Annotated in this window: 21 protein-coding genes; 11 read left to right on the top strand and 10 right to left on the bottom strand. The window is 70.9% G+C overall.

What is annotated here, in order from left to right; genetic code table 11:
- The first annotated feature begins 69 nt into the window (after positions 1-69).
- Positions 70-1,209, top strand: coding sequence for a cystathionine gamma-synthase (locus tag ACIN94_RS04240; protein WP_400699413.1), 1,140 nt, complete (start codon positions 70-72; stop codon positions 1,207-1,209).
- A 50-nt stretch (positions 1,210-1,259) separates the two neighbouring features.
- Here ACIN94_RS04240 and ACIN94_RS04245 read toward each other — a convergent pair whose 3' ends face one another.
- Positions 1,260-1,685 (bottom strand): hypothetical protein, encoded by a 426-nt coding sequence (locus ACIN94_RS04245; protein ID WP_400699416.1) that lies wholly within the window; start codon positions 1,683-1,685, stop codon positions 1,260-1,262.
- Between the two features lie 225 nt (positions 1,686-1,910).
- On the opposite strand from ACIN94_RS04245, the gene ACIN94_RS04250 reads away from it, so the two are divergent.
- Positions 1,911-2,372, top strand: coding sequence for a DUF6292 family protein (locus tag ACIN94_RS04250; protein ID WP_400699419.1), 462 nt, complete (start codon positions 1,911-1,913; stop codon positions 2,370-2,372).
- Here ACIN94_RS04250 and ACIN94_RS04255 read toward each other — a convergent pair.
- Positions 2,338-4,323: a VWA domain-containing protein gene (locus ACIN94_RS04255; protein WP_400699421.1), complete on the bottom strand. Its 1,986-nt coding sequence runs from the start codon at positions 4,321-4,323 to the stop codon at positions 2,338-2,340. The genes ACIN94_RS04250 and ACIN94_RS04255 overlap by 35 nt on opposite strands.
- Before the next feature lie 9 nt (positions 4,324-4,332).
- Positions 4,333-5,730, bottom strand: a complete 1,398-nt coding sequence (locus ACIN94_RS04260; protein ID WP_400699424.1) for a sigma 54-interacting transcriptional regulator — start codon at positions 5,728-5,730, stop codon at positions 4,333-4,335.
- A 153-nt stretch (positions 5,731-5,883) separates the two neighbouring features.
- Here ACIN94_RS04260 and ACIN94_RS04265 point away from each other — a divergent pair, with 153 nt between their 5' ends.
- Positions 5,884-7,077 carry an FIST N-terminal domain-containing protein gene (locus ACIN94_RS04265; RefSeq protein ID WP_400699427.1) on the top strand — a complete coding sequence of 398 codons (1,194 nt, stop codon included), beginning with the start codon at positions 5,884-5,886 and terminating at the stop codon, positions 7,075-7,077.
- A gap of 7 nt (positions 7,078-7,084) precedes the next feature.
- Complete coding sequence (locus tag ACIN94_RS04270; protein WP_400699430.1) at positions 7,085-8,194, top strand: ROK family protein; 1,110 nt, start codon at positions 7,085-7,087, stop codon at positions 8,192-8,194.
- An 84-nt stretch (positions 8,195-8,278) separates the two neighbouring features.
- Here ACIN94_RS04270 and ACIN94_RS04275 read toward each other — a convergent pair whose 3' ends face one another.
- From ACIN94_RS04275 to hppD, 3 genes are all read right to left on the bottom strand, one after another.
- Complete coding sequence (locus tag ACIN94_RS04275; RefSeq protein ID WP_400699433.1) at positions 8,279-9,736, bottom strand: M1 family metallopeptidase; 1,458 nt, start codon at positions 9,734-9,736, stop codon at positions 8,279-8,281.
- Between the two features lie 84 nt (positions 9,737-9,820).
- On the bottom strand, positions 9,821-10,360 hold the full coding sequence (locus ACIN94_RS04280; RefSeq protein WP_400699436.1) for an RDD family protein: 540 nt from the start codon (positions 10,358-10,360) through the stop codon (positions 9,821-9,823).
- Between the two features lie 45 nt (positions 10,361-10,405).
- Positions 10,406-11,515: a 4-hydroxyphenylpyruvate dioxygenase gene (hppD, locus tag ACIN94_RS04285; RefSeq protein ID WP_400699439.1), complete on the bottom strand. Its 1,110-nt coding sequence runs from the start codon at positions 11,513-11,515 to the stop codon at positions 10,406-10,408.
- Positions 11,516-11,617: 102 nt separating this feature from the next.
- On the opposite strand from hppD, the gene ACIN94_RS04290 reads away from it, so the two are divergent.
- Both ACIN94_RS04290 and ACIN94_RS04295 read left to right on the top strand, forming a co-directional pair.
- Complete coding sequence (locus ACIN94_RS04290; protein WP_400699442.1) at positions 11,618-12,097, top strand: Lrp/AsnC family transcriptional regulator; 480 nt, start codon at positions 11,618-11,620, stop codon at positions 12,095-12,097.
- Between the two features lie 101 nt (positions 12,098-12,198).
- The gene (locus tag ACIN94_RS04295; protein WP_400699445.1) at positions 12,199-14,388 is read left to right on the top strand and encodes a transglycosylase domain-containing protein; all 2,190 of its coding nucleotides are present in this window, start codon (positions 12,199-12,201) and stop codon (positions 14,386-14,388) included.
- Positions 14,389-14,478: 90 nt separating this feature from the next.
- Here the strand turns inward: ACIN94_RS04295 and ACIN94_RS04300 are convergent, their stop codons facing one another.
- Entirely contained in the window at positions 14,479-16,485 is a 2,007-nt protein-coding gene (locus ACIN94_RS04300) for a thioredoxin domain-containing protein (RefSeq protein ID WP_400699448.1), read from the bottom strand.
- A gap of 314 nt (positions 16,486-16,799) precedes the next feature.
- Between ACIN94_RS04300 and ACIN94_RS04305 the strand changes: the two genes are divergently transcribed.
- The 3 genes from ACIN94_RS04305 to mptB all read left to right on the top strand — a co-directional run bounded on the left by ACIN94_RS04305 (position 16,800) and on the right by mptB (position 21,084).
- The gene (locus ACIN94_RS04305; RefSeq protein ID WP_400699451.1) at positions 16,800-17,723 is read left to right on the top strand and encodes an ATP-binding cassette domain-containing protein; all 924 of its coding nucleotides are present in this window, start codon (positions 16,800-16,802) and stop codon (positions 17,721-17,723) included.
- Positions 17,720-19,327, top strand: coding sequence for an ABC transporter permease (locus tag ACIN94_RS04310; RefSeq protein WP_400699454.1), 1,608 nt, complete (start codon positions 17,720-17,722; stop codon positions 19,325-19,327). The genes ACIN94_RS04305 and ACIN94_RS04310 overlap by 4 nt, the downstream gene beginning before the upstream one ends.
- 269 nt (positions 19,328-19,596) lie before the next feature.
- The gene (gene mptB / locus ACIN94_RS04315; protein WP_400699457.1) at positions 19,597-21,084 is read left to right on the top strand and encodes a polyprenol phosphomannose-dependent alpha 1,6 mannosyltransferase MptB; all 1,488 of its coding nucleotides are present in this window, start codon (positions 19,597-19,599) and stop codon (positions 21,082-21,084) included.
- A gap of 29 nt (positions 21,085-21,113) precedes the next feature.
- Here mptB and ACIN94_RS04320 read toward each other — a convergent pair whose 3' ends face one another.
- Genes ACIN94_RS04320 through ACIN94_RS04330 form a run of 3 tightly spaced genes read right to left on the bottom strand, consistent with a single transcriptional unit; the run spans position 21,114 to position 23,726 of the window.
- A complete protein-coding gene (locus ACIN94_RS04320) occupies positions 21,114-21,872 on the bottom strand; it encodes an FAD:protein FMN transferase (RefSeq protein ID WP_400699459.1) in 759 nt (252 codons plus the stop codon).
- The gene (locus ACIN94_RS04325) at positions 21,872-22,342 is read right to left on the bottom strand and encodes an FMN-binding protein (RefSeq protein WP_400699462.1); all 471 of its coding nucleotides are present in this window, start codon (positions 22,340-22,342) and stop codon (positions 21,872-21,874) included. The genes ACIN94_RS04320 and ACIN94_RS04325 overlap by 1 nt, the downstream gene beginning before the upstream one ends.
- 10 nt (positions 22,343-22,352) lie before the next feature.
- Positions 22,353-23,726 (bottom strand): ferric reductase-like transmembrane domain-containing protein, encoded by a 1,374-nt coding sequence (locus tag ACIN94_RS04330; protein WP_400699465.1) that lies wholly within the window; start codon positions 23,724-23,726, stop codon positions 22,353-22,355.
- Between the two features lie 151 nt (positions 23,727-23,877).
- On the opposite strand from ACIN94_RS04330, the gene ACIN94_RS04335 reads away from it, so the two are divergent.
- Positions 23,878-24,606, top strand: coding sequence for a response regulator transcription factor (locus ACIN94_RS04335; protein ID WP_400699468.1), 729 nt, complete (start codon positions 23,878-23,880; stop codon positions 24,604-24,606).
- Positions 24,603-26,012 carry a sensor histidine kinase gene (locus ACIN94_RS04340; protein ID WP_400699471.1) on the top strand — a complete coding sequence of 470 codons (1,410 nt, stop codon included), beginning with the start codon at positions 24,603-24,605 and terminating at the stop codon, positions 26,010-26,012. Before ACIN94_RS04335 ends, ACIN94_RS04340 begins: the two co-directional genes overlap by 4 nt.
- Positions 26,013-26,020 lie beyond the last annotated feature (8 nt).

A 26,020-nucleotide genomic window follows, 5' to 3' on the forward strand; every position in this document is an offset into this window, starting at 1 on the left:
CCCGGAAGGCCCGGCGGCCGAGTCACCGGGCCTGACGGCTCCGGTGTTTTTGCGAGTAGCGTTGGCCATATGAGTGAAGGATTCGAGACGCTTGCCATCCACGCAGGTCAGGAGCCCGACCCCTACACCGGGGCCGTTGTTCCGCCGATCTACGCGGTGTCGACATACAAACAGGACGGCGTGGGCGGGCTACGCGCCGGATATGAGTACAGCCGGTCGGCGAACCCGACCAGGACCGCGCTGGAGGAGGCCATGGCCGCCGTCGAGGGCGGCACCCGGGGCCTGGCCTTCGCCTCCGGCCTCGCGGCCGAGGACGCCGTGCTCCGTACGGTCTGCAAGCCGGATGACCACGTCATCATCCCGGACGACGCCTACGGCGGCACCTACCGGCTGTTCTCCAAGGTCCACGAGCGCTGGGGCCTGCGCTACGACCCGGTCCCGCTCGGGAACCTGCACGCGGTGGCGGCCGCCATGACCCAGAAGACCCGGGTCGTCTGGGTCGAGACGCCCACCAACCCGCTGCTCGGCATCGCGGACATCGCGGCCCTGGCCGAGCTCGCGCACGACAACGGTGCGCTGCTGGTGGTCGACAACACCTTCGCCTCGCCGTACCTCCAGCAGCCGCTGTCGCTGGGCGCGGACATCGTGGTGCACTCCACCACCAAGTACGTCGGGGGCCACTCCGACGTGGTCGGCGGCGCGCTCGTCACGGCCGACGTCGGCCTGGGTGAGGAGCTCGCCTTCCACCAGAACGCGATGGGCGCGGTGGCGGGGCCGTTCGACGCGTGGCTGACATTGCGCGGCCTCAAGACCCTCGGGGTGCGGATGGACCGCCACTGCGACAACGCCGAGCGCGTGGCGGACCTCCTGCTCGCCCACCCGCGGGTGACCTCGGTGCTCTACCCGGGGCTGCCCGACCACCCCGGTCACGAGGTCGCGGCCAAGCAGATGAAGCGCTTCGGGGGCATGATCTCCTTCCGGGTCGCCGGGGGAGAGGAGGAGGCGGTCGAGCTCTGCAACCGGACCAAGCTGTTCACCCTGGGCGAGTCGCTCGGCGGCGTCGAGTCGCTGATCGAGCACCCCGGCCGGATGACGCACGCCTCCGTGGCGGGCTCGTCGCTGGAGGTCCCCGGCGACCTGGTCCGCCTGTCGGTCGGCATCGAGTCGGTCGACGACCTGCTCGCGGACTTGAGCCGGGCGCTGGGCTAGCGGCGGGCGCCGGGCGGTACGGGTCGCCGGTGCCGGGGTGAGCGGTCAGGTCAGGACGGGCTGCCCCAGACCATCAGCGCCAGGATGACCAGCCAGATCAGGGCCACTATGCCGGAGAGCGCGGCGATCCGCCCGGTCTGCGCTTTCGCGTTGCCATCCGGGTTCTCGTCACTGAGGACCCGGATGGCGGTGATCTGGTCCCGGTCCACGATGACCAGGAGCACCGCGGCGACGATGAAGAGCGTCATGGAGGCCGACAGGTAGGGCGCGCCCAGGGAACCGCGGCCCAGGATCAGGCCGAACACGAACACGCCGATGGCCGCGATGGCATAGATGCGCGTGGTCCTGTGCAGGTAGCGCAGGACGTTGAGGTCCCTGGCGCGGATGAACCGGGGGGTGGACATGGTGACCGCGGTGAGCGGTCCCAGAGCGAAGATCGCGAAACCGATGTGCAACCAGAGCAGCAGGTCTGTCATGCGCCAGACACTACCGTTCGCTGACCTTCCCCCCCTTGTGGCGTACCCGGGGCCTCCGGACTTCTGCGGTAGATCTTCGCATTTCGGCCCGGAGCACCCCGGCGGAGTCAGTAGGATCGCAGACGGACTCGTTCCCGTGTGTTGGGACCGTCGGCGGTGAGGTCGCGGTCGTGCCGGGCGAGCGTTGAAGCAGACCATGCACGACGGCACAAGGGAGTGCCCGCTGTGGGTATCAGACATGTCGAGCCGTACACCGAGGAGTGGCTGGGGCAGCCGGCTCTCTACGTGAGCCGGGTCGTCGACGCGCTGGGCGCCGAGGCCGTCGACTGGTGGGAGGGCCCCTGTGATCCCCGTGCCGTCACGATCCTCCTGACCGGCGGCGAGGCCCTGGTGTGGGACGAGGAGAGCGGCTGGCGCCGCGGCGGTTACGTGTCCGGTGGCCGTGACGCCTGCACGGTGCTCGCCGGCGCCCGCTATCTCGGCGGTGGCCTGCTCCTCCGTCCGGAGCGGGTCCCCTCCGCCGCCGCCGAAGCCCGCGCGGGTGTCGGCAACAGTACGGCCTGGCGGCCCTACTACCGCTCCTACCGCCACTACCGTGACGGTTTCGACGTCGCGCTCAACGGCTACCTCGCCTACGCCGACACGTCCGCGATCAGCGCGTCCGGCGGGTCCGCAGGAAGTCGCTGACGACATACTCTCCCAGGCGGTCGGCGCTGGAGGAGAACACCCGGCCGCCGTTGCGCCGGGCGACCTCGTTCACGAACTCCTTCAGACGGTCGTCCTCGGCGAGCATGAACACGTTGAGCGTTGCCCTGCGCCGGGTCATCTTGTCCACCTCGGCGAGCGTCAGCTCCAGCGTCTCCTGCATGGGCGGCCACTCGAACGCCGCGGAGCCGTTGCGGCGCAGGTGGGCGGTCGGTTCACCGTCGGTGACCACGAGCACGACCGGCTCGAAGTCGGGGTGACGGTCAAGGTGACGGCCCGCGATCAGCAGGGCGTGGTGCAGGTTCGTGCCCTGGACCATGTCCCATTCCAGCCCGGCGAGCTCGTCGGGCTGGAGGATACGGGCGTAGTTGGAGAAGCCGATGATCTGCACGGAGTCCTGGGGGAACTCCGTACTGACCAGTGCCTGCAGGGCCATCGCGGTCTGCTTCGCCGCCGCCCAGGTGCCCCGCAGGGCCATCGAGTAGGACAGATCCACCAGTAGGCACACCGCCGCGGCCGTGCGGCTCTCGGTCTCGGCCACCTCGAAGTCGTCGACCGACAGGGTGACCGCGCCGGCGCCCCCGCCGCGCCGTACGCCGTTGACCACCGTGCGCACCACGTCGATGGGCTGCTCGTCGCCGAACCTCCAGGGCCGGGAGGAGCCGGTGAGCTCCCCTGCGGCGCCCGCGTCCGCCTGATCGTGGTCCCCGCGGCGCCCCGTGCCGAGTGAGGCGAAGACACGGCGCAGGGCGGTCTCTCCGAGACGGCGGACGGCCTTGGGAGTGAGCTCCAGCTTGCCGCGCCGGCGGCGGAGGTAGCCCTGCTGCTCCAGCTCCCGCTCGATCTGCCGGAGCGCCTCCAGGTCGTCGACGGCCGCGCGGCCCAGCGCGCGGCGGATCGCCCCCTCGTCGATGTCGTCCAGCCGTGCCCCGGGGTAGTCCTGGCGGAGCGCGGCCTCCAGCTGGGTCAGGTCGGCGAGCTCGTCCAGCGCGGACACGGCGTCACCCATCCCCAGCGGGTTGTCGCCGGTCAGCCGTTCAGGGGTGTTCCAGGAGAGGTCGGGGCGGCGGGCGTGGAGCGACTCGCCCAGGCGGCGCATCTGCTCGCCCATCCCGGCCTGGTCCAACGTCTGGTTGATCAGCGCGTTGAGCTCCTCACGCTGGCCGGGGGTGAGCGAGGCCAGCAGGCGCTGGGTGGCGGCGGCCCGGCGCGCGAGAGTGTCGACCAGCTCGTCCAGGTTCCGCGGCGACTCCGGGAACATATCCCCATATTTCGACATGAAACGGTCGAAGTCATCCTGGGTGTGCTCGCCCCGCGCATCCCGGTCGAGCATGTCGTTCAGCTCGGACATCATCTCCCGGACCCGCTCCATGACGGCGGGGTCGGGGTTGGCCAGCGCCTCCCGCATGCCACGGAACTGGCTGTCGAGCACCTCGCTGCGGAGCAGGTCGCGCAGCTCCTCGAAGGTCTGCCGGGCGGCCGCCGAGCGCCACTGGTAGGTGTTCAGCTCCTGGATCGCGCTCGCCGTGTCCTGCGGGAGGCCGTCGAGCTCCGAAAGACGCATCCGCGTCTCCTCGTCCGACGGATCGGGACTGCGCTCGCCCGGGGGAGGGCCCCCGGCACCCCTCATGAGCTCGCTCCGCTCCTGGCCGATCGCCCTGTCCAGCAGGGCCCTGGCCCGTTCCAGCGTGCCGTCCAGCCGGCCACGCTCGCGCAGCTCGCGCCGGCGCCGGCGTACCTCACGGAGCAGGTCGTCCAGCCCACGTCTGTTCTCCGCGCCCGGAAGGCCCTGCTTGAGCAGGTCGCGTAGGGCATGCCCGGGATTGGAGCCGGACAGGACGGAGTCGCCCATCTGGTCGAGCGCCGAACGGACGTCGTACGGCGGGGCGAGCGGGTCGGGCCCGTCCCGGTATTCGCCATAGCGATAGCTCATGCTGACACCTCAGGTGCGATAGACCGCCGCGCCGTCCACCTCGTCTTTGGACAGGCGGCGCAGGAGGTAGAGCCCCTCCAGGGCGAACTCCAGCGCGGCCGCCGCGTGTCCCGGGGACTCGTCACCCATGCCGAGCCTCGACATGATCTTGGCCAGGCCGGGCACCGGGCCGATCCTGCGCAGCAGCTCGGCGGCGGGGACCATGGACCCCGACTCGACCTGGGCGCCATCGGAGAACTTCTCCATCAGCCCGTTCAGGTCGGCGCCCCCGAGCGCGCCCCGGAACGTCTCGGCCGTGGCCCGGCGGAGCAGGTGGGCGAGGACCTCGGTCTCCCTGCCCTCCTCGCTGACCTCGAACTCCACCTTGCCGCGCAGCGTGTGCACGATGCCCGGCAGGTCGGCCACCCGGGTGACCGCGCGCTCCTCGCCGGTCAGGGCGGCCCGCTGTACGGCGGAGGCGGCCGCGGTCTCGGCCGCGGCGATGGAGAAGCGGGCCGACACCCCGGAGCGGGCGTCCACCGCGGTCGACTCCCGGACCAGCCGGGTGAAGCGGGCGATCACCTCGACGAGGTGGTCGGGCAGGTCGGCGCCCACTTCGTCGAGCGTCGCCTCCTGGCGGATGAGCGTGAGCTCGGCCTCGACCGAGAGCGGGTAGTGGGTGCGGATCTCGGCGCCGAAGCGGTCCTTCAGCGGGGTGATGATCCGGCCGCGGTTGGTGTAGTCCTCGGGGTTGGCACTGGCGATCAGCAGGATGTCCAGCGGAAGCCGCAGGTTGTACCCCCTGACCTGGATGTCGCGCTCCTCCAGCACGTTGAGCAGCGACACCTGGATCCGCTCGGCCAGGTCGGGCAGCTCGTTGACGGAGAAGACGCCCCGGTTGCTCCGCGGGACCAGGCCGTAGTGAACGGTCTCCGGGTCGCCGAGTGTGCGCCCCTCCGCGATCTTGATCGGGTCGATGTCGCCGATCAGGTCGCCGACGGAGGTGTCGGGAGTGGCGAGCTTCTCGCCGTACCGCTCGTCCCGGTGCTTCCAGGAGATCGGCAGGTCCTCCCTCTTCTCGGCGGCCAGGCGGCGGCAGCGTACGCAGGAGGGCCGGTAGGGATGGTCGTTGATCTCACAGCCGTCGACGACCGGGGTCCACTCGTCGAGCAGACCGATGACGGTGCGGATGAGCCGGGTCTTGCCCTGGCCACGTTCGCCCAGCAGAACCAGGTCGTGCCCGGCGAGCAGGGCACGTTCCAGATGGGGCAGGACGGTGTCGTCGAAGCCCACGATGCCGGGGAACCGCGGCTCTCCGGCCCGCAGACGGGCCAGGAGATTCTCGCGGATCTCGGCCTTTACCGTACGGTGGATATGGCCGCTCGCGCGAAGCTCGCGCAGAGTACGTGGCTCTGGGATTTGAGGCACGGGATCGAGCCTACGTCTCCGGAGTCGAAACCGGCACTCTTATCCATGTTTCGGATCTTGACCATTGTGTGACGGTCGTTGCGCGTGCTTGTTCCCGCAGTGGGGACAATCGCTCCAGGGCAAGGCTTCGGACAAGAAGAGGAGGCGAGACGAGTGGCGTTGTTGACGAGTCGTTTCGCCGATGGTCTCGCAGTGGGGCCCGATCTGGTCACCACTGCCGAGATCGCGGTGCGCCAAGCCCTGTCAGGCCTTACCGAGCCGCCTGACCTGGTCTGTTTCTTCATCTGCGGTGAGGATCCCGAGGATGTCTCCCGCGCGGGACTACGCGTGATGAACATGGCCTCGGGTGCCTCGGTGGTCGGCTGCAGTGCCACCGGGGTGATCGGTGGTGGTCAGGGGGTCGAGGTCAGTCCCGCGGTGAGCGTCTGGGCCGCCACCCTGGACGGAGCCCGGCTGACGACCTTCGCGCTGGACACCCTGAAGACCGATGACCGTTTCGTCGTGGTCGGCCTGCCGGAACGTCGTCCCGACGACCACGCGGCCATCCTGTTCGCCGACCCCTACAGCTTCCCCACGGACGGCTTCGTCGAGCGCTCCCAGGAGGTGCTGGGCGACCTCCCGCTGATCGGCGGGATGGCCAACGCGATTCAGGGCAGAGGCGCGGTGCGGCTGTTCGCCGACGGGGAGATCTACGAGGAGGGCGCCGTCGGCGTGCTGCTCAGCGGTCCCGTCAACATCAGCACCCTGGTCAGCCAGGGATGCCGCCCGATCGGCCCGACGATGGCCGTCACCGCTGTCGAGGACAATCTGCTCCTCGAACTCGCCGGCCAGCCGGCTCTGGCCCGGCTGGAGGAGATCGTCAGCGCACTGGACGAGGACGACCGGGACCTGGTCGCCTCGGGGTTGCAGATCGGCGTGGCCATGGACGAGTACGCCGAGCGGCACGAGCGCGGGGATTTCCTGATCCGGGGGGTGCTGGGGATCGACCCCGAGCGGGAGGCCGTGGCCATCGGCGATGTCGTCGAGATCGGCCGCACCGTCCGCTTCCAGGTCCGCGACGCCGCCACCGCCGACGAGGACCTCTACGAGCTGCTCGACGCCCACCGTGAGGAGTTCGGCCGGGTGGACGGCGCGCTGCTGTTCTCCTGCAACGGCCGGGGCTCGGCCATGTTCGGCAGTGCCGACCACGACGCGGTCGCGGTGCGCGACACGCTCGGTCCCGTCAGCGTGGCCGGATTCTTCGCGGCCGGTGAGGTCGGTCCGGTCGGCGGGCAGAACCACGTGCATGGTTTTACCGCTTCCGTCCTGGTCTTCTCCTCCCCTCCGAGCGCGGACCGGCCTTTATGATCGTTAAGTGTCCGGATTAGTGCTTGCTGTCGACATCGGCGGGACGAAGTTCGCTGTCGCCCTGGTGGATCCCGACGGCAACGTACGGATGGCCCGCCGGGTGGCGACTCCACCGGGCGGCGACGCGCGGACCCTGTGGGAAACGCTCGACGAGCTGATCGATTCCGTGCTGGGCGGCGCCGCGGCCCGCGGCGTTGCGGAGGGTACGGCCGACGGCGTGGTCGGCGGTGTGGGGATCGGCTGCGGCGGCCCGATGACCTGGCCCGAGGGGGCCGTCTCCCCGCTGAACATGCCGGGGTGGCGCGGTTTCCCGCTGCGCGCGAAGCTCGCCGAGCGGTTCCCCGGGGTGCCGGTGCGCGTCCACAACGACGCCGTCTGCCTGGCCGTCGCCGAACACTGGCGGGGCGCGGGACGCGGCAGCGCCAACATGCTCGGCATGGTCGTCTCCACGGGGGTGGGCGGCGGGCTGATCCTGGGCAACCGGCTGATCGACGGCGGCAGCGGGAACGCGGGGCACATCGGGCACATCGTGGTCGACCCCGGCGGGCCTGCCTGCGGCTGTGGCGGCCGCGGCTGCCTGGAGGCCGTCGCCCGAGGCCCGGGGCTGGCAGCCTGGGCGGTGGAGCAGGGCTGGACCCCGGGCGCCGCCGCGCCGTCCGGCACCGCGCTGCCCGGCGACGGGGCCGGGGCCTACAGCGGTCAGGCGGCGGATCCGGCCACCGGAGCCGCCTACGTCGAAGCGGCGGCGGCCAGCGGGCGGCAGCTCGCTCTGGACGCCCAGGCGGGCGACGAGATCGCCCTCGCCGCCATGAGCCGTGCCGGCCGGGCCCTGGGCATCGCCATCGCCTCGGCCACGAACCTCTGCGACCTGGACCTCGTCACCATCGGCGGCGGTCTCTCCCAGGCCGGGCCGCTGCTGTTCGATCCGCTGGAGGCCGCGCTACGGGAACACACCCGGATGGGGTTCGCCCAGCGGGTCCGGGTCGTCCCGGCCTCCCTCGGCCAGGGATCGGGCCTGGTTGGCGCCGCCGCCCTCATCCTCGCCGCTGACCGCTACGGGATTCGTCCGCAGTGCTCCGGCGTTCACGCCGGAGGTGAAGCGGACCCTCCCGCGTAGCGGGGCAGGAAGAGCCGACGTGTCCTCCGAGAGGCCTCCACCCGATCCAGCGTGGTGCTCGGCACGCCACGGGAGGGAAGGGCATTACCAGTCGGTTGGCTTCTCCGCCGTGAACAGCCAGACGTTGAAGAGCTTGTCGAGCTTCTTGCCGGAGAGCTTCTCGGCCAGGGCCACGAACTCCTCGGTCGTCACGTATCCGTACTTGTGCTCGGTGTTCCAGGTCTTCAGCAGATTGAAGAAGACCGGGTCGCCGATCCGCTGCCTGAGCGCGTGCAGCGCCATGCCGCCGCGGGTGTAGACGGAGTCGTTGAACAGGTCCGCCGGCTGGGCGCGGCCGGGTGTGTACTTCCAGATGGCGGCGTCCGGGGCGGCCGCGTAGTGGTTGCGGAAGGTCGTCTCGACGGTGGATCCGCCCTCGTGCTCGGACCACAGCCACTCGGCGTAGGTCGCGAAGCCCTCGTTGAGCCAGAGGTCCCTCCAGCGTGTGATGGTCAGGCTGTCGCCGAACCACTGGTGGGCCAGCTCGTGGGCGATGATGCTCGAGTCCGGGGTGAACCCGCCGTACTGGGGCTTGGTCTGGTTCTCCAGCGCGTAGCCCGCGGTGAAGTCGTCGATCACGCCGCCGGTGGAGGAGAACGGGTAGGGGCCGAACACCGTGCTCCAGTAGTCGGTGATCCGCCCCGACTGCGTGTAGAGGCTGTCGAGCGCGCTGTGGAAACGGGGGTCCACGGCCGTCAGGTTCGGGATCCCCCCGGGAGTCGTGCCCTGGCGCAGCTCGAACCTGCCCAGCGTCGCGGTGGCCAGGTAGCTCGCCATCGGGTGGCTCTCCCGCCAGAGGAAGGTCGTCTTGCCGCCGGCGGTCTTCGGTGCGCTGACGAGTTCGCCGTTGGCCAGCGCGGTCAACCCCGCGGGGACGGTGATCTCGAAGTCGTAGCGCGCCTTGTCGGCCGGGTGGTCGTTGCTTGGGAACCAGGTCTTGGCGCCGTTGGGCTGGCACGCGACGAACGCGCCGTCATCGGTCGGGATGAATCCGTAGGTGCCGAGATTGGAGGAGCCTCTGACCGGCTGGGGCTCCCCGGCGTAGGTGACCGTCACGGTGAACCCGGCCCTGTCGGAGATCGGCCTGGCGGGGATCACGGTGAGCTCGTCCTGGTCCCGCTCGAACCTCGCGGCGCTGCCGTCCACGGTGATCCGGCTGACCTCGAACCCGCGCAGGTCCAGGTTGAACCTGGTGAGGTCCTGGGTGGCCTTCGCCTCGATCGCGGTCACGCCGGAAAGGTGCCGGGAGCCGGGATCGTAGTCGATTCTCAGCCGGTAGCGGTCGACGTCGTAGCCGCCGTTGCCGTCGGTGGGGAAGTCGGGATCGCCGATCCCGGGGGCGCCTATCCCGTACGTCAGCTGCCCCGCCCCGGGGGCTGTGACGCTCGGGGGCGTCAGGCTCCGGAGGGGGATGGTCTCACCGTTCGACGCCGAACAGGTGACCGTGCCGAGTATGCCGAGAAAAGTAGCGATTGCCGCAATAGCCCGCCGACCGGACGCCATGCCCTCGATTCCCCCTTCCGGGCCCGGTCTTGCCGAGCCGCCTGGACGGCAGACTACGCGAGCAAGGCGTGTGACCTGGGGCGATCAGGTATCTACGACCAATGTCCTGGCGGCGATGTCGTGAATAGCCTGTTTGCGACTGTGGAAAAGGATGAAGGCGAGGTCGATCCAGCCCAGGCAGCAGGTGGCGTACATCACCCACGCCACCAGTTCGCGGACAGCGGCCTGCCCGACCCCGACCCTGCCCCAGCCGGAGTCGACCACGCGCAGGCCGAACAGCTTCTTGCCCAGCGTCTGCCCGTTCCAGAAGGCGGTCAGCAGCCAGTAGTAGAGGAAGCCGACGAGAGCGGCCAGGAAGGTGTGCTGGACGGGCACCCGTACGAAGACGTCCTTGCCGGTGTCCCAGACGGTGGTGAACGTCTGGTAGGTGAAGGGCGAGGAGATGACACCGACGATGATGATGTCGAGGATGCCCGCGAACAGGCGTCGCCAGCGCCCGCCGAGTCTCTCGCGCGCCGGCCCGCCACCGCCGTAGCCCTGCCCTGGGGGCGGAGCGGACCAGGGAAACGATCCCGAGTCGTCCGGCGGTGGCGATGGCGGTGGCGGTGGCGGTGGTGTTCCCATGAGTTTTTGATCACCGGGGCACCGCTCCCGCAAAGCCAAGAGCTGTTACAGGTTGCCCCTGAGGTCCTGCTCGCGCTCGATCGCCTCGAACAGCGCCTTGAAGTTGCCCTTGCCGAAGCCGAGCGAACCGTGCCGCTCGATGAGCTCGAAGAACACCGTCGGGCGGTCCTGCACCGGCTTGGTGAAGATCTGCAGCAGGTAGCCGTCCTCGTCGCGGTCGACCAGGATCCGGCGCTTCTTCAGCTCGTCGATCGGCACGCGGACCTCGCCGATCCGGGCGCGCAACTCCGGGTCGTCGTAGTAGGAGTCGGGCGTGTTCAGGAACTGCACCCCGGCCGCGCGCATGTGGTCGACGGTGGAGAGGATGTCGTTGGTGGCCAGCGCGATGTGCTGCACGCCGGGGCCGCCGTAGAACTCCAGATACTCGTCGATCTGCGACTTCTTCTTGGAGATCGCCGGCTCGTTGAGCGGGAACTTCACCTTGCGGGTGCCGTCCGCGACCACCTTGGACATCAGCGCCGAGTATTCGGTGGCGATGTCGTCGCCGATGAACTCCGCCATGTTGGTGAAGCCCATGACCCGCTTGTAGAACTCCACCCACTCGTCCATCTTGCCGAGTTCCACGTTGCCGACGCAGTGGTCGATCGCCTGGAAAAGGCGGCCGTTCTTCACGTCGGGGGCCGCGACAAGGGGCTCCGCCGCGACGTAGCCGGGCAGGTACGGGCCGCTGTAGTTGGACCGGTCGACCAGGGTGTGCCGGGTCTCGCCGTACGTGGCGATCGCCGCGAGCATGACCTTGCCGTGCTCGTCCTCCAGCGTGTACGGCTCGGCCAGGCCCCTGGCGCCCTGGGCGAGCGCGTGGGCGTAGGCCGCCTCCACGTCCGGGACCTCGATGGCCAGGTCGATCACACCGTCGCCGTGCTCGGCCACGTGCCGGGCCACCCCGGTGCCGGGCCGTACCGCACCGCGCAACTCGAACCGGGCGCTGCCGGAGGTGAGGACGTAGGCGACCTCGTCGCGGCTGCCGTTCTCCGGGCCCCGGTAGGCCACCAGCCGCATGCCGAACGCGGTGGAGTAGTAGTGGGCGGCCTGCTTGGCGTTGCCCACGGCGAAGACCACGGCGTCCATACCGTTCACAGGAAAGATGTCACTCATGCGGACACTTTCTGGTCCTATGGGCGGGTTGTGCAACAGTTACTTGGGAAGGTAGGCAATCTGTACACCTGAGAGCGCACTCCATGGGAGTTTCTGTACACCATGACGATTGATCAACTGGATGCCCGGATCATCGCCCTGCTGGCGGGGGAACCCAAGCTCGGCGTGCTGGAGTGCTCACGGAGGCTCGGTGTGGCCCGGGGGACCGTGCAGGCCCGGCTCGACCGGCTGGCCGCCCGGAAGGTGATCACCGGGTTCGGTCCCGACGTCGACCCCGCGGCGCTCGGATACGACGTGACCGCGTTCGTCACCCTGCAGATCCGCCAGATCAGCGGACACGAACCGGTCGCCGACCAGCTCGCGGCGATCCCCGAGGTCCTGGAGGTGCACACCATCACCGGCGGCGACGACATGCTCTGCCGGGTGGTGGCGCGCAGCAATGCCGATCTGCAGAGGGTCATTGACCTGATCGTTGACGTTCACGGTGTGGTGAGGACCTCGTCGGTGATAGCGCTGGACACCCCCGTGCCATACCGGGTTCTCCCTTTGGTGGCCGATGTACCGCGCCAGGGGAAGAGCTAGCCGTACCGTCCCAAGCGGGGTTCAGACACCGTTATCCATCGTTTACCCTTACGGTCCGCACTGCTCACGGGGGTGAATGCGGAGTGGACGGGGGTTCGGGCGTGCGACAGGATGACGAGAAGGGCAGACCCAGGAGGAGGAAACTCCTGTGGATCACGCTCGCCGTCTTCGGCGCCACCGTGGTTTCGGTGGTCGGCCTTCTCGGGGTGGCGTGGTTGATGACGCCCATCCCGGACAGCACGCAGCCCAGAGCCACCGCGCAGGGCTCGGTGATCTACTACCGGGACGGTAAGACCGTGCTGGCCAAGCAGGGGGTGAACCGCAGGAGCGTGGCGCTGGCGCAGATACCGAAGCACGTCAGCGACGCGGTCATCGCCGCGGAGAACCGCTCGTTCTACCGGGACAAGGGTGTGTCCATCTCGGGCACCTTCCGCGCCATGTGGTCCACGGTCAGCGGCCGGCAGATCCAGGGCGGCTCGACCATCACCCAGCAGCTGGTCCGTAACTACTACAGCGGCCTCAGCCAGGAACGTTCCATCGTCCGCAAGCTCAAGGAGGTCATGATCTCCTTGAAGGTGGACCAGTCGAAGTCCAAGGACTGGGTGCTGGAGCAGTACCTCAACACGATCTACTTCGGCCGGGGAGCCGACGGCATCCAGGCGGCGTCCGACGCCTACTTCCGCAAGGACGTCTCCAAGCTGACCGTCGCCGAGGGGGCCTACCTCGCCGCGGTGATCCAGCAGCCGTCCCGGTTCGCCGACCCCCAGGGCGCCAACCTGGACGCGGCCAGGGCACGCTGGCGGTCGGTGATCGACGGCATGGTGCAGACGGGGGTACTGACCTCCGAGCAGGGCGCCGCGACCACCTTCCCCACCCTCAAGGCACCCCGGTCGGTCTTCACGCTCAAGGGCCAGCAGGGCTACATGCTCGACCAGGTGGCGGCCGAGCTCAAGCGCAGGGGATACACCGACGAGGACATCAACCAGGGCGGCCTGAAGATCGTCTCGACCTTCGACAAGAACCTGATGGCCGCCGCGGCGCGGGCCGTCACCTCGGTCCTGCCGGAGGGCACCTCGAAGAAGGTCCGCACCGGTCTGGCCGCCGTGGACCCCGAGACCGGAGAGGTCGTCGCCTTCTACGGGGGCCCCAGCTACGACGCCAACAAGTTCGACAACTCCTTCTCGGCCAAGGTGCAGGCCGGGTCCACCTTCAAGGCCTACACGCTGGCCGCCGCCCTGGACAACGGCCTCGGCCTCGACACCCGGGTGAACGGCAACTCGCCGCTGCACGTCACCTCGGGGGACAGGGGCATCCCCAACTCGGGGGATTACTCCTACGGCGAGATCAACCTGGTCAAGGCGACGCAGAGTTCGGTGAACACCGCGTTCGTGGACCTCGGGCAGAAGGTCGGCCTCAACAAGGTCGTCCGCACCGCCGAGAAGTCCGGCATCCCGGCCGATCAGCTCGCCCCGCACCAGTCCGCGCCCGCGCTGCCGCTGGGGGTGGCGTCCGTGAGCGCCGTGCAGAACGCCTCCGGCTTCGCCACGTTCGCCGCCGGAGGCGTCCACCGCGACACCCATGTGATCCGCTCGATCACCGACACCACGGGGAAGACCACCAAGGTCAAGGTCCAGGGTGAGCGGGCCTTCACCGAGCAGGCCGCCATCGACGCCACCTACGCGCTGACCCAGGTCGTAGAGGCGGGCACCGGGTCGGCCGCCCGCCTCTACGACCGTCCGGTGGCCGGCAAGACCGGTACCACCGACAAGTCGGCCGCCGTGTGGTTCGCCGGGTTCACCCCGCAGCTGGCGACCGCGGTGGACATGTTCCGCGACGACAACAAGCCGGTGGTCGTGGACGGCAGTGCCCTGTACGGCGGGACCTACCCGGCCCAGATCTGGCGCGCCTTCATGACGGAGGCGATGGACGGCAAGCCGGTCAAGGAGTTCGCCGAGCCGTCCACCTACGGTAACTCCACCTACTACGACGACGGCTACCGCTCCGGCAACCGCGGCCCCGGCCCCCGCAACGGTCCGGACAACGTCCCGCCCCTGCCGTTCCCGGACGGGACGACCGGCACGGGTCCCGACCGGAACCCCTCCCCGGACGGCAACGGCGGCGGCATGCGCAACGGCCCCGGCCCCGGTAACGGTGACGGCGGCTTCGGTACCGGCCCCGGCAACGGCCCCGGCACGGGGCCGGGGAACCCCGGCCCCGTGGACCAGGGGCCGCCCCAGGGAGAAGTCCCCCAGCAGGCCCCGAGCACCGGGTCCGACCCCCAGGGGGGCTAGTGGCAGTGCCGGGGAGACCGGTCCCGGCAACGGCCGCTCATCCGGCGGCGGCACGTGGTCGCCGTCCGGGGACGGTCCACCGGCGCGCCTTCAGGACGCCAGCTCGGCCCGTAGCCCGGCCGGGGTGGTGACGGGCATCCGGCAGGTGAACCCGCGGCACACGTAGGCCGCCGGGGCGCCGTCCACCAGGCCCCGGCCCTCCAGGAGCGGGACCTCCTCCGCTCCGGGCTCGCCGAGCGCGACGACCAGGCCGGGGACGGAGGAGAGCAGGGCGGTCCTGTGCAGGGCCACGGTGGCAGGGTCGTCGAGCGGGCCCACGATCGCGGCCTCGACCGGCCCGGCGACAGCGGCCTGGGCCACCGCGAGCCCCCACCCCGCGAACCGCGCGTGCCTGTCGGCCAGGACGGTCACCGTGCCAAGAGCCCCCTCCGCCGCCGCCCGGTGCCTGGCCGAGCCGGTCAGGGCCGCGTACGACAGCAGTGCCCCGGCGGCGGCGAACTGCCCCGAGGGGGTCGCGTTGTCGGTGGGGTCCTGCGGCCGCTGGAAGAGCCGCTCGGCGTCGTCGGCGGTGTCGAAGAAGCCGCCGGAGCCGGCGGCGAACCGGTCGAGGACGGTCTCCAGCAGTGCCCCGGCCCGGTGGAACCAGCGGACCTCCCCGGTCACGCCGTACAGCGTGAGCAGGCCCTCGGCCAGGTCGGCGTAGTCCTCCAGGACCCCGGCGTTGGTGCCCGCACGGCCGTCGCGTGAGGTGCGCAGCAGCCGGTCGCCGTCCACGTGCAGCTCGTCGAGGAGCGTGGCCGCCGTCCGTGCCGCCGCCACCAGGTCGGGCCGGTCGAACAGGGCGCCGGTCTCGGCGAGGGCGGCGATGGCCAGGCCGTTCCAGGCGGCCACCACCTTGTCGTCCCGGCCGGGCCGCACCCGGTGAGCCCGCGCGGCCAGCAGCGCGGCCCGGACCCGGGCGAACCGCTCGGCGTCGTCCGGATCGGACAGGAGCTGGAGCACCGAGGTGCCGTGTTCGAACGTGCCGGTCACCTCGAACAGGCCGGCCGCCCAGGCGCCGTCCTCCTCGCCCAGGACCTCGTGGATCTCCTCGGCCGTCCAGGCGTAGAACTTGCCCTCCACGCCCTCGCTGTCGGCGTCCAGGGCCGAGGCGAAGCCGCCCTCGGGGGTGCGCATCTCGGCCAGCAGCCAGTCGGCCGTCTCCAGGGCCACCCGCCGGGCCAGGGCGGAACCGGTGGAGCGCCACCAGTGCGCGTAGACCCGCAGCAGCAGCGCGTTGTCGTAGAGCATCTTCTCAAAGTGCGGCACCACCCAGCCGGCGTCCACGCTGTAGCGGGCGAAGCCGCCGCCGAGCTGGTCGTAGATGCCGCCCCTGGCCATGGCCTCCAGCGTCCGCCCGGCCATCGCCGTCGCCGTCGCCGTCGCGGCGTCCGCCCGCGGTCCCGCGTCCCGGTCCTGGTCGGCGGCGCCGTACCTCAGCAGGAACTCCAGCACCATCGACGGCGGGAACTTGGGCGCCCCGCCGAACCCGCCGCGCACCGGGTCGAAGGTCTGGCTCAGGGTCTGTACGGCGCGGGCGAGCGTGCTCGGTGTGGGCAGCGGCCCCGCGGGGAGCCCCGACCGCTCGTTCAGCGCCTCGACGATCTTCGAGCCCTGCTCCAGCACCGCCTGGCGGTCGCCGTTCCAGGCGTTCGACACCCCGGCCAGCACCTGCTGGAACCGGGAGCGGGGGAAGTAGGTCCCGGTGTAGAAGGGATGTCCCTGCGGGGTGGCGAAGACCGTCATCGGCCACCCGCCCTGGCCGGTCATGGCCTGGGTGGCCGACATGTAGACCGCGTCCACGTCCGGCCGCTCCTCACGGTCCACCTTGACGTTGACGAAGCGCTCGTTCATCAGCGCGGCGGTGCCGCCGTCCTCGAACGACTCGTGAGCCATGACATGGCACCAGTGGCACGCCGAGTAGCCCACCGAGATCAGCAGCGGCACGTCCCGCCGTCTGGCCTCCTCGAAGGCCTCGTCTCCCCAGGGAAACCAGTCGACGGGGTTGTCCGCGTGCTGCAGCAAGTAGGGGCTCGTCGCGTCCTTCAAGCGGTTCATCAAGACCTCATCCTGCGTACGCGGTGCGTACATTCTCTTCGCGAGGTGCGCGGAGGTCGCGCGTCACGGTTCTTCTCACAGTAGACCGGGACCGGGGCGACGCTGTGAGCGCGCGTCAGCGGCAGCCGGCGACTCATCTGGGTGAGGCCGTCCGACGGGGCCTTCCACACGTGTTCGGCGGTCAGGGTGCTTCCAGGGCATTGTCCGCGGGTCCGCGCGGGTGTTCACTGGCTGAGGAATCCGCCGCACCGCTGTTCGACGAGGTGGTCCAGACGAACGCGGAGCCACGCTCCGCCGATTCGAGGAGAACCACGATGACCGACGCCATCTCGGTGGCAGGGCTGACCAAGACGTTCGGCCAGACCCGGGCGCTGGACGACCTCGATCTCGTCGTACGCACCGGCGAGGTACACGGTTTCCTGGGGCCGAACGGCGCGGGCAAGAGCACCACGATCCGGATCCTGCTGGGCATGATGCGCGCGGACGCGGGCACCGTACGACTGCTCGGCGGCGACCCGTGGGCCGATGCGACCGCGTTGCACCGCCGGCTGGCCTACGTGCCCGGGGACGTCACGTTCTGGCCCAACCTGTCCGGCGGTGAGGTGATCGACCTGCTCGGCAGGCTGCGGGGCGGGCTGGACAAGCGGCGCCGCGCCGACCTGCTGGAGCGCTTCGACCTGGATCCCCGCAAGAAGGGGCGCGCCTACTCCAAGGGCAACCGGCAGAAGGTGGCTCTCGTCGCCGCGCTGGCCTCCGATGTGGAGTTGCTGCTGCTCGACGAACCGACCTCGGGTCTGGACCCGCTGATGGAGGAGGTGTTCCGCGAGGTCATCCGGGAGGAACAGCGCCGCGGCGACCGGACCGTGCTGCTGTCCAGCCACATCCTCGCCGAGGTCGAGGCACTGTGCGACCGGCTCACCATCATCCGCGACGGCCGGGCCGTCGAGACCGGCACCCTCGCCGAGCTGCGACATCTGACCCGCACCTCCATCCAGGCCGAGCTGGCCGGGCCGCCGGACGGGCTGGCCGACCTGCCCGGCGTGCACGACCTGCGTACGGAGAACGGCCGGGTGTGCTTCGACGTCGACACCGTCGCCCTGGACCCGGCGCTGCGCCACCTCACCGCCGCGGGTGTGCGCGGCCTCATCAGCCAGCCGCCCACGCTGGAGGAGCTGTTCCTGCGGCACTACCACCGGACCGGTGCGGCCGGCGAGAAGGACACGGAGATGTCGCGATGAACACGCTGACGGGCACCGGCGGGCTGGTCCGGCTGATCCTGCGGCGGGACCGGGTCCTGATGCCGCTGTGGGTCCTGATACTCGGCCTCGTCCCGATCTCCTATGTGGTCTCCTTCAACGAACTCTTCCCCACGGCCGCCGAGCGTCAGGGGTACGCCGCCGCCAGCGCGTACAACGCGGGCTTCGTCGCACTCTACGGTCCTCTGACCGGGCCCAGCCTCGGCGAGCTGGTCGCCTGGCGGGCCGGTTTCATTCCCGTCATGGTCGGGCTGTTCAGCATCCTCACGGTCATCCGGCACACCCGGACCGAGGAGGAGGCCGGGCGCCGCGAGCTGCTCGGCGCGACCGTGGTCGGCCGGCACGCCGGCCTGACGGCGGCGCTGGTCGCGACGTTCGGCGCCAACCTGGCTCTCGGCGCGTTGCTGGCCGCGGGCATGATCGGTCAGGGTCTGCCGGTCACCGGATCATGGGCCTTCGGCGTGGAGCTCACCGCCACCGGCTGGGTGTTCGCCGCGATCGCAGCCGTCGCCGCACAGCTGACCAGCGGCGCCGGCAGCGCACGGGGGATCGCGAGCGTCGCCCTCGGCGCGGCCTACCTGCTCCGGGTCGTCGGCGACATCAGCGGCCTGAGCTCCGGCGCGCTGTCCTGGATGTCCTGGCTGTCGCCGATCGGCTGGGTGCAGCGGATCGGCCCCTACAGCGACGACGACTGGTGGCCCGTCGCGCTCGCCGCCGGCTTCACCGCGGTGCTCGCCCTGGCGGCCGTCGCACTCTCCGCGCGGCGCGACGTCGGCGCCGGCCTGCTGCCACCCAGGCTCGGCCGATCTTCGGGGGCACCCGGCCTGCGTTCGCCGCTGGCGCTGGCCTGGCGGCTGCACCGCAGCCTGCTGGCCGGCTGGATCGCGGGGTTCGCCGCGCTCGGTGTCGTGCTCGGCTACCTCGCCGCGGGCATCGGGGACCTGGTGCGCGGCAACCGCCAGATGGAGGACATCTTCGCCCGTATAGGCGGCGCGGCCGGACTCATCGACAGCTACCTCGTCGGCGTGATGGGCGTGCTCGGGCTGGTCGCAGCGGCCTACGCCATCCAGGCCACTCTCAGGCTGCGCAACGAGGAGAGCGGCGGGCGCGCCGAGCCGGTGCTGGGCACTGCGGTCGGCCGGTTCCGCTGGGTGGGCGGTCACCTCGTCTTCTCGCTGCTGGGTCCGGCCGCCGCCCTGGCCGTCGCCGGGCTGGCCATGGGGCTGGCCCACGGGCTGAACACCGGTGACGTCGGCCGCGAGCTGCCCCGGGTGCTGGCCGGCGCGATGGTGCAGCTGCCCGCGGTCTGGGTCCTGGCCGCGATCACGGTCGTGCTGTACGGGCTGCTGCCCCGGTTCGCAGCCGTCAGCTGGGGCGCGCTGGCGATCTGCCTGCTGCTCGGGCTGGTCGGCGCCGCCCTCCGGTTCGACCAGTGGATCCTGGACATCTCGCCGTTCACCCACCTCCCTCGGGTTCCCGGGGGTGAGGTCAGCGCGGCACCGCTGGTATGGCTGTCGGCCGTCGCTGTGGCGCTGACCGTGGCCGGACTCGCCGGCTTCCGCCGCCGGGACCTGCCCATCGCCTGACACCCACACGGGAAAGAGCCGCCGAAGGTCCGGGCGACGTGGGGTCCGTCAAGGATGATCTACGCTTGGAGTGGCGTCGTGCCGACGCCCCGCCTGGCCGTCGATGATCCGGCCGCCTCCGTCATGAGACCGGTGATCCGGTCGCGTCTCGGTAGGGACCGCCAGCCGTTCCGGCTCGCGGTGTGGCTGCGACGCTGTGATCATCTGGGTAGCTCTCCCTGGAGGTTCGGCGCGTGCCGAGGTGGATCCGACCTGTCTCGCGACTTCCGATGACGGAGCCGGCACGTGCCGCCGGGCCGTACCGTCGCGCGCGGTCCGCGGGGGGTGCGGGGCTCGCCGCGATCGGGCTCGCCATCGCGCTCATGACGGCCATCGCCATCCTCGGACCCTCGGCGGCGGTGCCCGAGCTCGGTGGCGGGGAGCCGCCCTGGTCCTTCCGCGCCGCCCCCTCCGACACGCTGGTGATCCTGCTGGGCTGGACGGCCGTCATCGCCGGCGGGCTGGGGGTGGGCGCCGGGCTGTACGCGCTGCGCCGGGGGTGGCGGCCGGCGCGGGGAGTCCTGCCCGCCGGCGCGGTGACCGCCGTTCTCGCTCTCACGCTCGTCCCGCCCGCCGGGTCGACGGACGTGCTCAACTACGCGGTCTACGGGCGCATCGCCGCCCTCGGGCAGGACCCGTACGTGCTGACCCCGGCGTGGCTGCACGCGATGGCGGACCCGGTCGGCGAGCTCGCCCCGCCGGCCTGGCGTAACGCCCCCTCGGTGTACGGGCCGCTGGCCACCTGGGCGCAGCTGGCCGCCTCCCGGCTGGGCGGCGAGTCGATGGCCGGCACCGTGTTCGCGTTCAAGATCATGGCCGGACTGGCGTTCCTGCTGTCGGCGTTCATGCTCGACCGGCTGGCGGGTGCCGACCGCGAGCGGCGGGTCCGCGTCCACCTGCTGTGGAGCCTCAACCCGCTGATGCTCTGGCACGTGGTGCTGGGCGGTCACGTCGATGGGCTGGGGGCGTTCTTCCTGGTCGCCGCCCTCCTCGTGATGCGCGGGAGCGGGGTGGTGACGGGACTGGCGGCCGGGGTGCTGCTGGGTGCGGCGGCCGCCGTCAAGGCGCCGTTCATCATCGCCGGGGCAGGTCTGGCCTGGGCGGCTCGCCGGTCGGTCACCACGTTCCTGGCGATGGTCATGGGGGTGTTCTCGGCCCTGGTCACGGTGTACGCGACGCAGAGCCCGGAGGCCTTCGGGAACCTGGTCGGCAAGATCGGCGCCCACTCGCTGGCGGATCCGTGGCGTGTGATCACCGACGCGCTGGACCTGGGGGCGGAGGGGGCCACGCTGAAGGGACAGCTCACCCTCGGCGCCGCTTTCCTCATCGGCCTCCTGCTGTGCCGGCGGCTCCCACCGGGACCGCCCGGCCTGGACACCGTACGGCCGGCGCTGGCGTGGTGCCTGTGCTGGCTGCTCACCTCCCCGGTGCAGCACCCCTGGTACGACGCCATGCTGTTCCCCCTGCTGGCCCTCATGCCGGCCGGCCGTCTCGACGGGTTGCTGATCGCCCGGGGGGTCGTGACCAGTCTCATCTACCTGCCCGGCGCCGTCGGCTTCCTCCTGCTGCGGCCCACCGGGCTGACCCGGTGGATCATGGAGGTCTACCGTCCGTGGGTCGCTCCGCTGGCCGCCGACCTCATCATTCTCTGCGTCATCGTGCTGGGCGCCGCGGGCGCCTTCCGTCACCGCCGCGCACCGGCGCCGGCCGACGCCTGAGGGGGAGGCCGGGCGTCTGCCGTTCACGGTCAGGCGGCGGGAAAGCCGGGCGTGCGCCAGGTCTCGCCCGAGGCGGTGACGGCGAAGGCCTCCATCCCGTCGAGCCGCTCGACCCAGGTCCGGGCGGCATCGCCCATGGCGAAGGCGGCCGTGGCGTACGCGTCGGTCATGGTCAGGCTCCCGCCGACCAGGGTGATCGAGGCCAGCTCTGTCGCGGGGCGCCCGGTGTGCGGGTCGAGGATGTGCGCTCCGCGCTCGGCCGTGCCCGAGGTCGCCACGGCCAAGTCGCACCCGGCGACCACGGTCGCCAGAGCGTCCGGACGGAGCGGGTGGGCGATGCCGACCCGCCACGGGCGGCCGGGCGCGGCCGTTCCGGCGAGCTGGATGTCGCCGCCGCCGTTCACGCAGTGGTCCACCGCTCCCGACCGGCTGAGGATGAGCGAGGCCCGCTCGATCGCCCAGCCCTTCACCATGGCGGAGGGGTCGAGACGTCCCCCGGGGTAGGCGGTGAAATACCCATGGGAGAGCTCGGCCGCCGTGTCGCACAGGGCGAGGACGTCCGCGACCTCCGGCGGGCAGTCGGCCAGGCCGATCTCGCCCTTGCCCAGCCGGCTGACGGGGCTGTCCGGCCGGTATGTCGAGAAGATCTCGTCGACGCGGTGCAGCCACGCCACGGCCTCGCCGAGGGCTTGCCCCACGTCACCGGAGAGGTGGCGGACGCCGAGGTCGTGGGGGCGGCGGATGTCGAAAGAGAAGACCGTGCCCATGGCGTGTTCGACGTGGCGCATCAGAGGCCGTTCCTGTCGAGGGCGCTCTGCAGCGACCGGATGTATCCCTCGCTGGTGTAGGTGGCGCCGGAGACGGTATCGATCTGGGCGGACTGCGCGGAGAGCGTCTCCTGGTTGAGGATCGGGAGTGCCCGGTTGTTGATGGAGATGTCCCGGTGGTTGTTGTCCGGGGCCTGGAGCACCTTGACGCCGGTGACCTTGCCGGAGGAGAGCACGAGCTCCACCTGTACGGGGCCCCAGCGCGTGTCGACCGCGTCGCCGGTCAGCACCTTGTCGCCGCTCACCGCGCCCGCGCCCGCGCCGGCGCCGGTCCAGCTGCCCGAGTGCGCCGTGACCCGGCCGCTCTGCCCACCGCTCTGCGACACGTAGGAGGGACGGTTGGCCGACGCCGCCATCTCGTGGGGTTTGAAGGACAGCAACAGCACCAGGCCGACAGCGGTGACGAGCACGGCCAATATCGCTCTGCGCATAGGGATTCCTTCAGAACTCGAATGATTCGTGGTGGATGTGCCGGTGCGGTACCCCGGCGGTGCGGAGCGCGGATATCACGCCGCGGGTCATGCCGGAGGGCCCGCACACGTAGACCTCGTGCTCGGTCAGTCCGGGGACGAGTCCGGCGAGCGTCTCCGGGGTGAACGGGTCGCCGATCCTGCTCCGGGGGCCGACGCAGTAGTGCAGCGCCGCGCCGCGGTGGGCGGCGATCGCCTCCAGTTCCGTGCGGAACACCAGGTCCTCGGCCGTCCGGGCCCGGTAGAGAAGGGTGAGGTCACCAGGTGCGGCCGGGATCGACTCGAACAGCGCCCGCACGGGAGTGATGCCCACCCCTCCCGCGATGAGCAGCACCTTGCGCCCGCCGCGGCGGCCCGGGGTGAAGGCACCGTAGGGACCTTCGGCGAGGACTCTGGTGCCGGGTCTCAGCCGGGCGAGCGCGCGGCTCTGGTCGCCCAGGTCCTTCACCGTGATCCGCAGCTCGTCAGGCCGGGGAGCGGCCGACAGCGAGTAGGGATTGGGGGACCACCACAGGTCCCTGGTGAGAAACCGCCACCGGAAGAACTGCCCGGGCTCGGCCCGCAACCGGTCGAGACGGCGTCCCGAGAGAAAGACGGAGACGACCTCGGGACTCTCCCGCACCACCCTGCTGACCGTGAGCCGGTGCCGGAACGCCTGCCGTACCGGGGTGAGGAACCGGTACCAGACGAGCACCGTCGCGACCCCGGCGTAGAGGGCGTACCAGGCGGCCTGGGCGGCCGGAAATTCCAGGAACTCGTTGCCGGTCGACAGCTGGTGCCCGAACGCCAGCCAGGCCGCCAGGTAGGTGTAGAAGTGCAGGTGGAACCAGGTCTCGTAGCGCAGCCGGGGCCGGACGGCGCGGGCCGAGACGGTGCCGACGCCCACGAGGAGGAGCACCGCCACGGTGGCTTGGAGCACGTCCGGATAGGTGAGGTTCAGCGTCACCGTCTCGTTCACCACGCCGGTGGCGTCGGCCACCGCGTAGCCCCAGATGGTCAGCAGCATGTGCGCGACGGCCAGCCCGACGACGTACCGTCCGCCCATGGAGTGCCAGCGGGCGAGCTTGTCGGACCCCACCCCGCGCTCCAGCGCGGGGATCCGGGCCATCAGCGCGAGCAGCACCGCGATCGCGTACCCGGCGAGGAGCCCGATGATCCGTCCTGCCCCGATCAGCCAGCCGTCCAGTCCGGCGACGGCGGGAGTGTTCACCCACCACAGGCTCAGTACGGCGAGCACACCCGTGGCGATGACCGGTAGGACGGCCGCCGGCCGCACGCGAGCACCGCGGGGAGGATCGCCCCGATGCGCGCCGGTGGCGGCCCTTCCGACGGCGGTGGTACTCACGAAATATCCCCCTTATGTCTATTCGTGCACCACCGTGCCAGCCGAACCTCTCGTTTCCCTATGAAAACGGGTCATATCTCAACGATTCATAGGATTCTCGGGGGCGGCTCAGAGGGTCCGCGTCGAGAACAGGAAGGACCCTGACATCACCATGCGCGCGAATTCTCGTGATCTTCCTGATCTGGTCCGGCCGGATGGGACGCCCATCCGCGTGCTCGTCGTCGACGACGAGCCCGACCTGGTCGAGGTGCTCGGCACGGTGCTCGGCTACGAGGGCTGGGAGGTGCGCGCCGCCGCCGACGGCGCGGCCGCGGTGCGGGTGGCCCGCGAGTTCCACCCCGACGCGGTGCTGCTCGACGTCATGCTGCCCGACATCGACGGCATCGAGGTGCTGCGCCGCCTGCGCGCCGAGGCGCCGCACGTGTGCGTGCTGTTCCTGACCGCCAGGGACGCCGTGGAGGATCGGATCGCCGGGATAACCGCGGGTGGCGACGACTACGTGACCAAGCCGTTCAGCCTGGAGGAGGTCCTCGCCCGGCTGCGCGGCCTGCTGCGACGCTCCGGCATGGCGAGAATCTCGGAGGGAGACCGGCTGGCCGTGGGAGACCTGGTGATGGACGAGGACGCCAGGGAGGTGACCCGGGGCGGCGAGCTGGTGGAGCTCACGCCGACCGAGTTCGAGCTGCTGCGCTTCCTCATGCGTAACCCGCGCAGGGTGCTCAGCAAGGCCCAGATCCTTGACCGGGTCTGGTCCTACGACTTCGGCGGCCAGGCCCACGTCGTCGAGCTGTACATCAGCTACCTGCGCAAGAAGCTCGACCTGGGACGTCCGCCGCTGATCCACACGGTTCGGGGCGTGGGATACGTCCTCAAGCCGTGAGACCCCGCACGCTCCGGACCCGGCTCGTCGCGGGCGTGCTGGTCCTGCTCGCGCTCGCCTGCGCCACGGTCGGCGTGGCCACCTCTCTCGCACTGGAACGGTTCATGGTGGACCGGCTGGACCAGCAGCTGTCCATGACGGCCGGGAAGTTCGCCGCCAGCCTGGAGCACAGGGAGAGACACGGCGAGCGCGGCGACAGCCGCGGGCAGTCTCCCGGGACCCTGGGCGTCCGCCTTGTGAACGGCCGGGTGACCGACGCCGCCGTGGTGGCGCCGGGCAACGCCGGCCTCGGCCTCTCCACTGACGACGCGGCCGTCCTGGACGCCGTCCCGATGGACGGGCGCGGCCACACCGTGGAGCTGTCGGCGCTGGACGACTACCGCGTCATGGCGATCGAGGGCGACGACGGCGACGCCCTTGTCAACGGGCTCCCGCTGGAAGGCGTCAACGCCACGGTGCACCGGCTCCAGCTTGCCGAGCTCGTGGGGTTCGCCATCGTCATGATCGTCACCGGGGTGGCCGGCGCGATCTGGGTGCGGCTGTCGCTGCGTCCCCTGGAACGGGTGGCGGCCACGGCCCGGCGGGTCAGTACGCTCCCGCTCGCCAGCGGTGAGGTGGCGCTGCCGGACCGCGTGCCGGACGAGGACCCCCGGACCGAGGTGGGCCAGGTGGGGGAGGCGTTCAACCGCATGCTCGGCCACGTGGGGGAGGCCCTCGCCCGGCGCCATGCCAGTGAGCAGCGGATGCGGACCTTCGCCGCGGACGCCGGCCACGAGCTCCGTACCCCCCTCGCGACCGTCCGCGCCCATGTCGAGCTGGCCCGGCGTAACCCCGCCGACGTCCCGGCGGAGATACGGCACGCCCTGGAGCGGGTCGACGCGGAGTCCTCCCGCATGGGCAAGCTCGTCGACGACCTGCTGCTTCTCGCCAGGCTCGACGCGGGCAGGCCGCTGGCCCGCGACCAGGTGGACCTGAGCCGGCTGGTGATCGACGCGACGGGTGACGCGCGCGTCTCCGCGCCGGGCCATCACTGGCGGCTGGAGCTCCCCGAGGAGCCGGTCACGCTGATCGGCGACGTGGACCGGCTCTACCAAGTCGTCACCAACCTGCTGGGCAACGCGCGCGCCCACACCCCGCCGGGCACCACGGTCACCGTCTCCGTACACGCCCCCGGCGAGGGGAAGGTGGAGCTGACCGTGGCCGACGACGGGCCGGGCGTCCCCCGGGAACTCCAGGGTGAACTGTTCGAGCGGTTCGTCCGCGCGGACAAGGCCCGCTCGCGCGCCTCGGGCGGCAGCGGCCTCGGGCTCGCGATCGTCAGGGCAGTGGTCGCCGCGCACGGCGGCACCGTGGACGTGGAGAGCCGCCCCGGCCGTACCGTCTTCCGGGTGCTGCTCCCCGGGTGACGGCCGGT

Origin of the sequence: Streptosporangium sp. NPDC087985, from assembly GCF_044741965.1 — a bacterium.
Taxonomy (GTDB): domain Bacteria; phylum Actinomycetota; class Actinomycetes; order Streptosporangiales; family Streptosporangiaceae; genus Streptosporangium.

Excerpts from the sequence above, each read along its gene's own strand:
- ACIN94_RS04310 (WP_400699454.1), top strand. The coding sequence starts at position 17,720 with ATGAACACGCTGACGGGCACCGGCGGGCTGGTCCGGCTGATCCTGCGG.
- ACIN94_RS04290 (WP_400699442.1), top strand. The coding sequence starts at position 11,618 with ATGACGATTGATCAACTGGATGCCCGGATCATCGCCCTGCTGGCGGGG.
- ACIN94_RS04325 (WP_400699462.1), bottom strand. The coding sequence starts at position 22,342 with ATGCGCAGAGCGATATTGGCCGTGCTCGTCACCGCTGTCGGCCTGGTG.
- ACIN94_RS04275 (WP_400699433.1), bottom strand. The coding sequence starts at position 9,736 with ATGGCGTCCGGTCGGCGGGCTATTGCGGCAATCGCTACTTTTCTCGGC.
- ACIN94_RS04305 (WP_400699451.1), top strand. The coding sequence starts at position 16,800 with ATGACCGACGCCATCTCGGTGGCAGGGCTGACCAAGACGTTCGGCCAG.
- ACIN94_RS04245 (WP_400699416.1), bottom strand. The coding sequence starts at position 1,685 with ATGACAGACCTGCTGCTCTGGTTGCACATCGGTTTCGCGATCTTCGCT.
- ACIN94_RS04320 (WP_400699459.1), bottom strand. The coding sequence starts at position 21,872 with ATGCGCCACGTCGAACACGCCATGGGCACGGTCTTCTCTTTCGACATC.
- ACIN94_RS04300 (WP_400699448.1), bottom strand. The coding sequence starts at position 16,485 with ATGAACCGCTTGAAGGACGCGACGAGCCCCTACTTGCTGCAGCACGCG.
- mptB (WP_400699457.1), top strand. The coding sequence starts at position 19,597 with ATGACGGAGCCGGCACGTGCCGCCGGGCCGTACCGTCGCGCGCGGTCC.
- ACIN94_RS04240 (WP_400699413.1), top strand. The coding sequence starts at position 70 with ATGAGTGAAGGATTCGAGACGCTTGCCATCCACGCAGGTCAGGAGCCC.
- ACIN94_RS04335 (WP_400699468.1), top strand. The coding sequence starts at position 23,878 with ATGCGCGCGAATTCTCGTGATCTTCCTGATCTGGTCCGGCCGGATGGG.
- ACIN94_RS04280 (WP_400699436.1), bottom strand. The coding sequence starts at position 10,360 with ATGGGAACACCACCGCCACCGCCACCGCCATCGCCACCGCCGGACGAC.
- hppD (WP_400699439.1), bottom strand. The coding sequence starts at position 11,515 with ATGAGTGACATCTTTCCTGTGAACGGTATGGACGCCGTGGTCTTCGCC.
- ACIN94_RS04255 (WP_400699421.1), bottom strand. The coding sequence starts at position 4,323 with ATGAGCTATCGCTATGGCGAATACCGGGACGGGCCCGACCCGCTCGCC.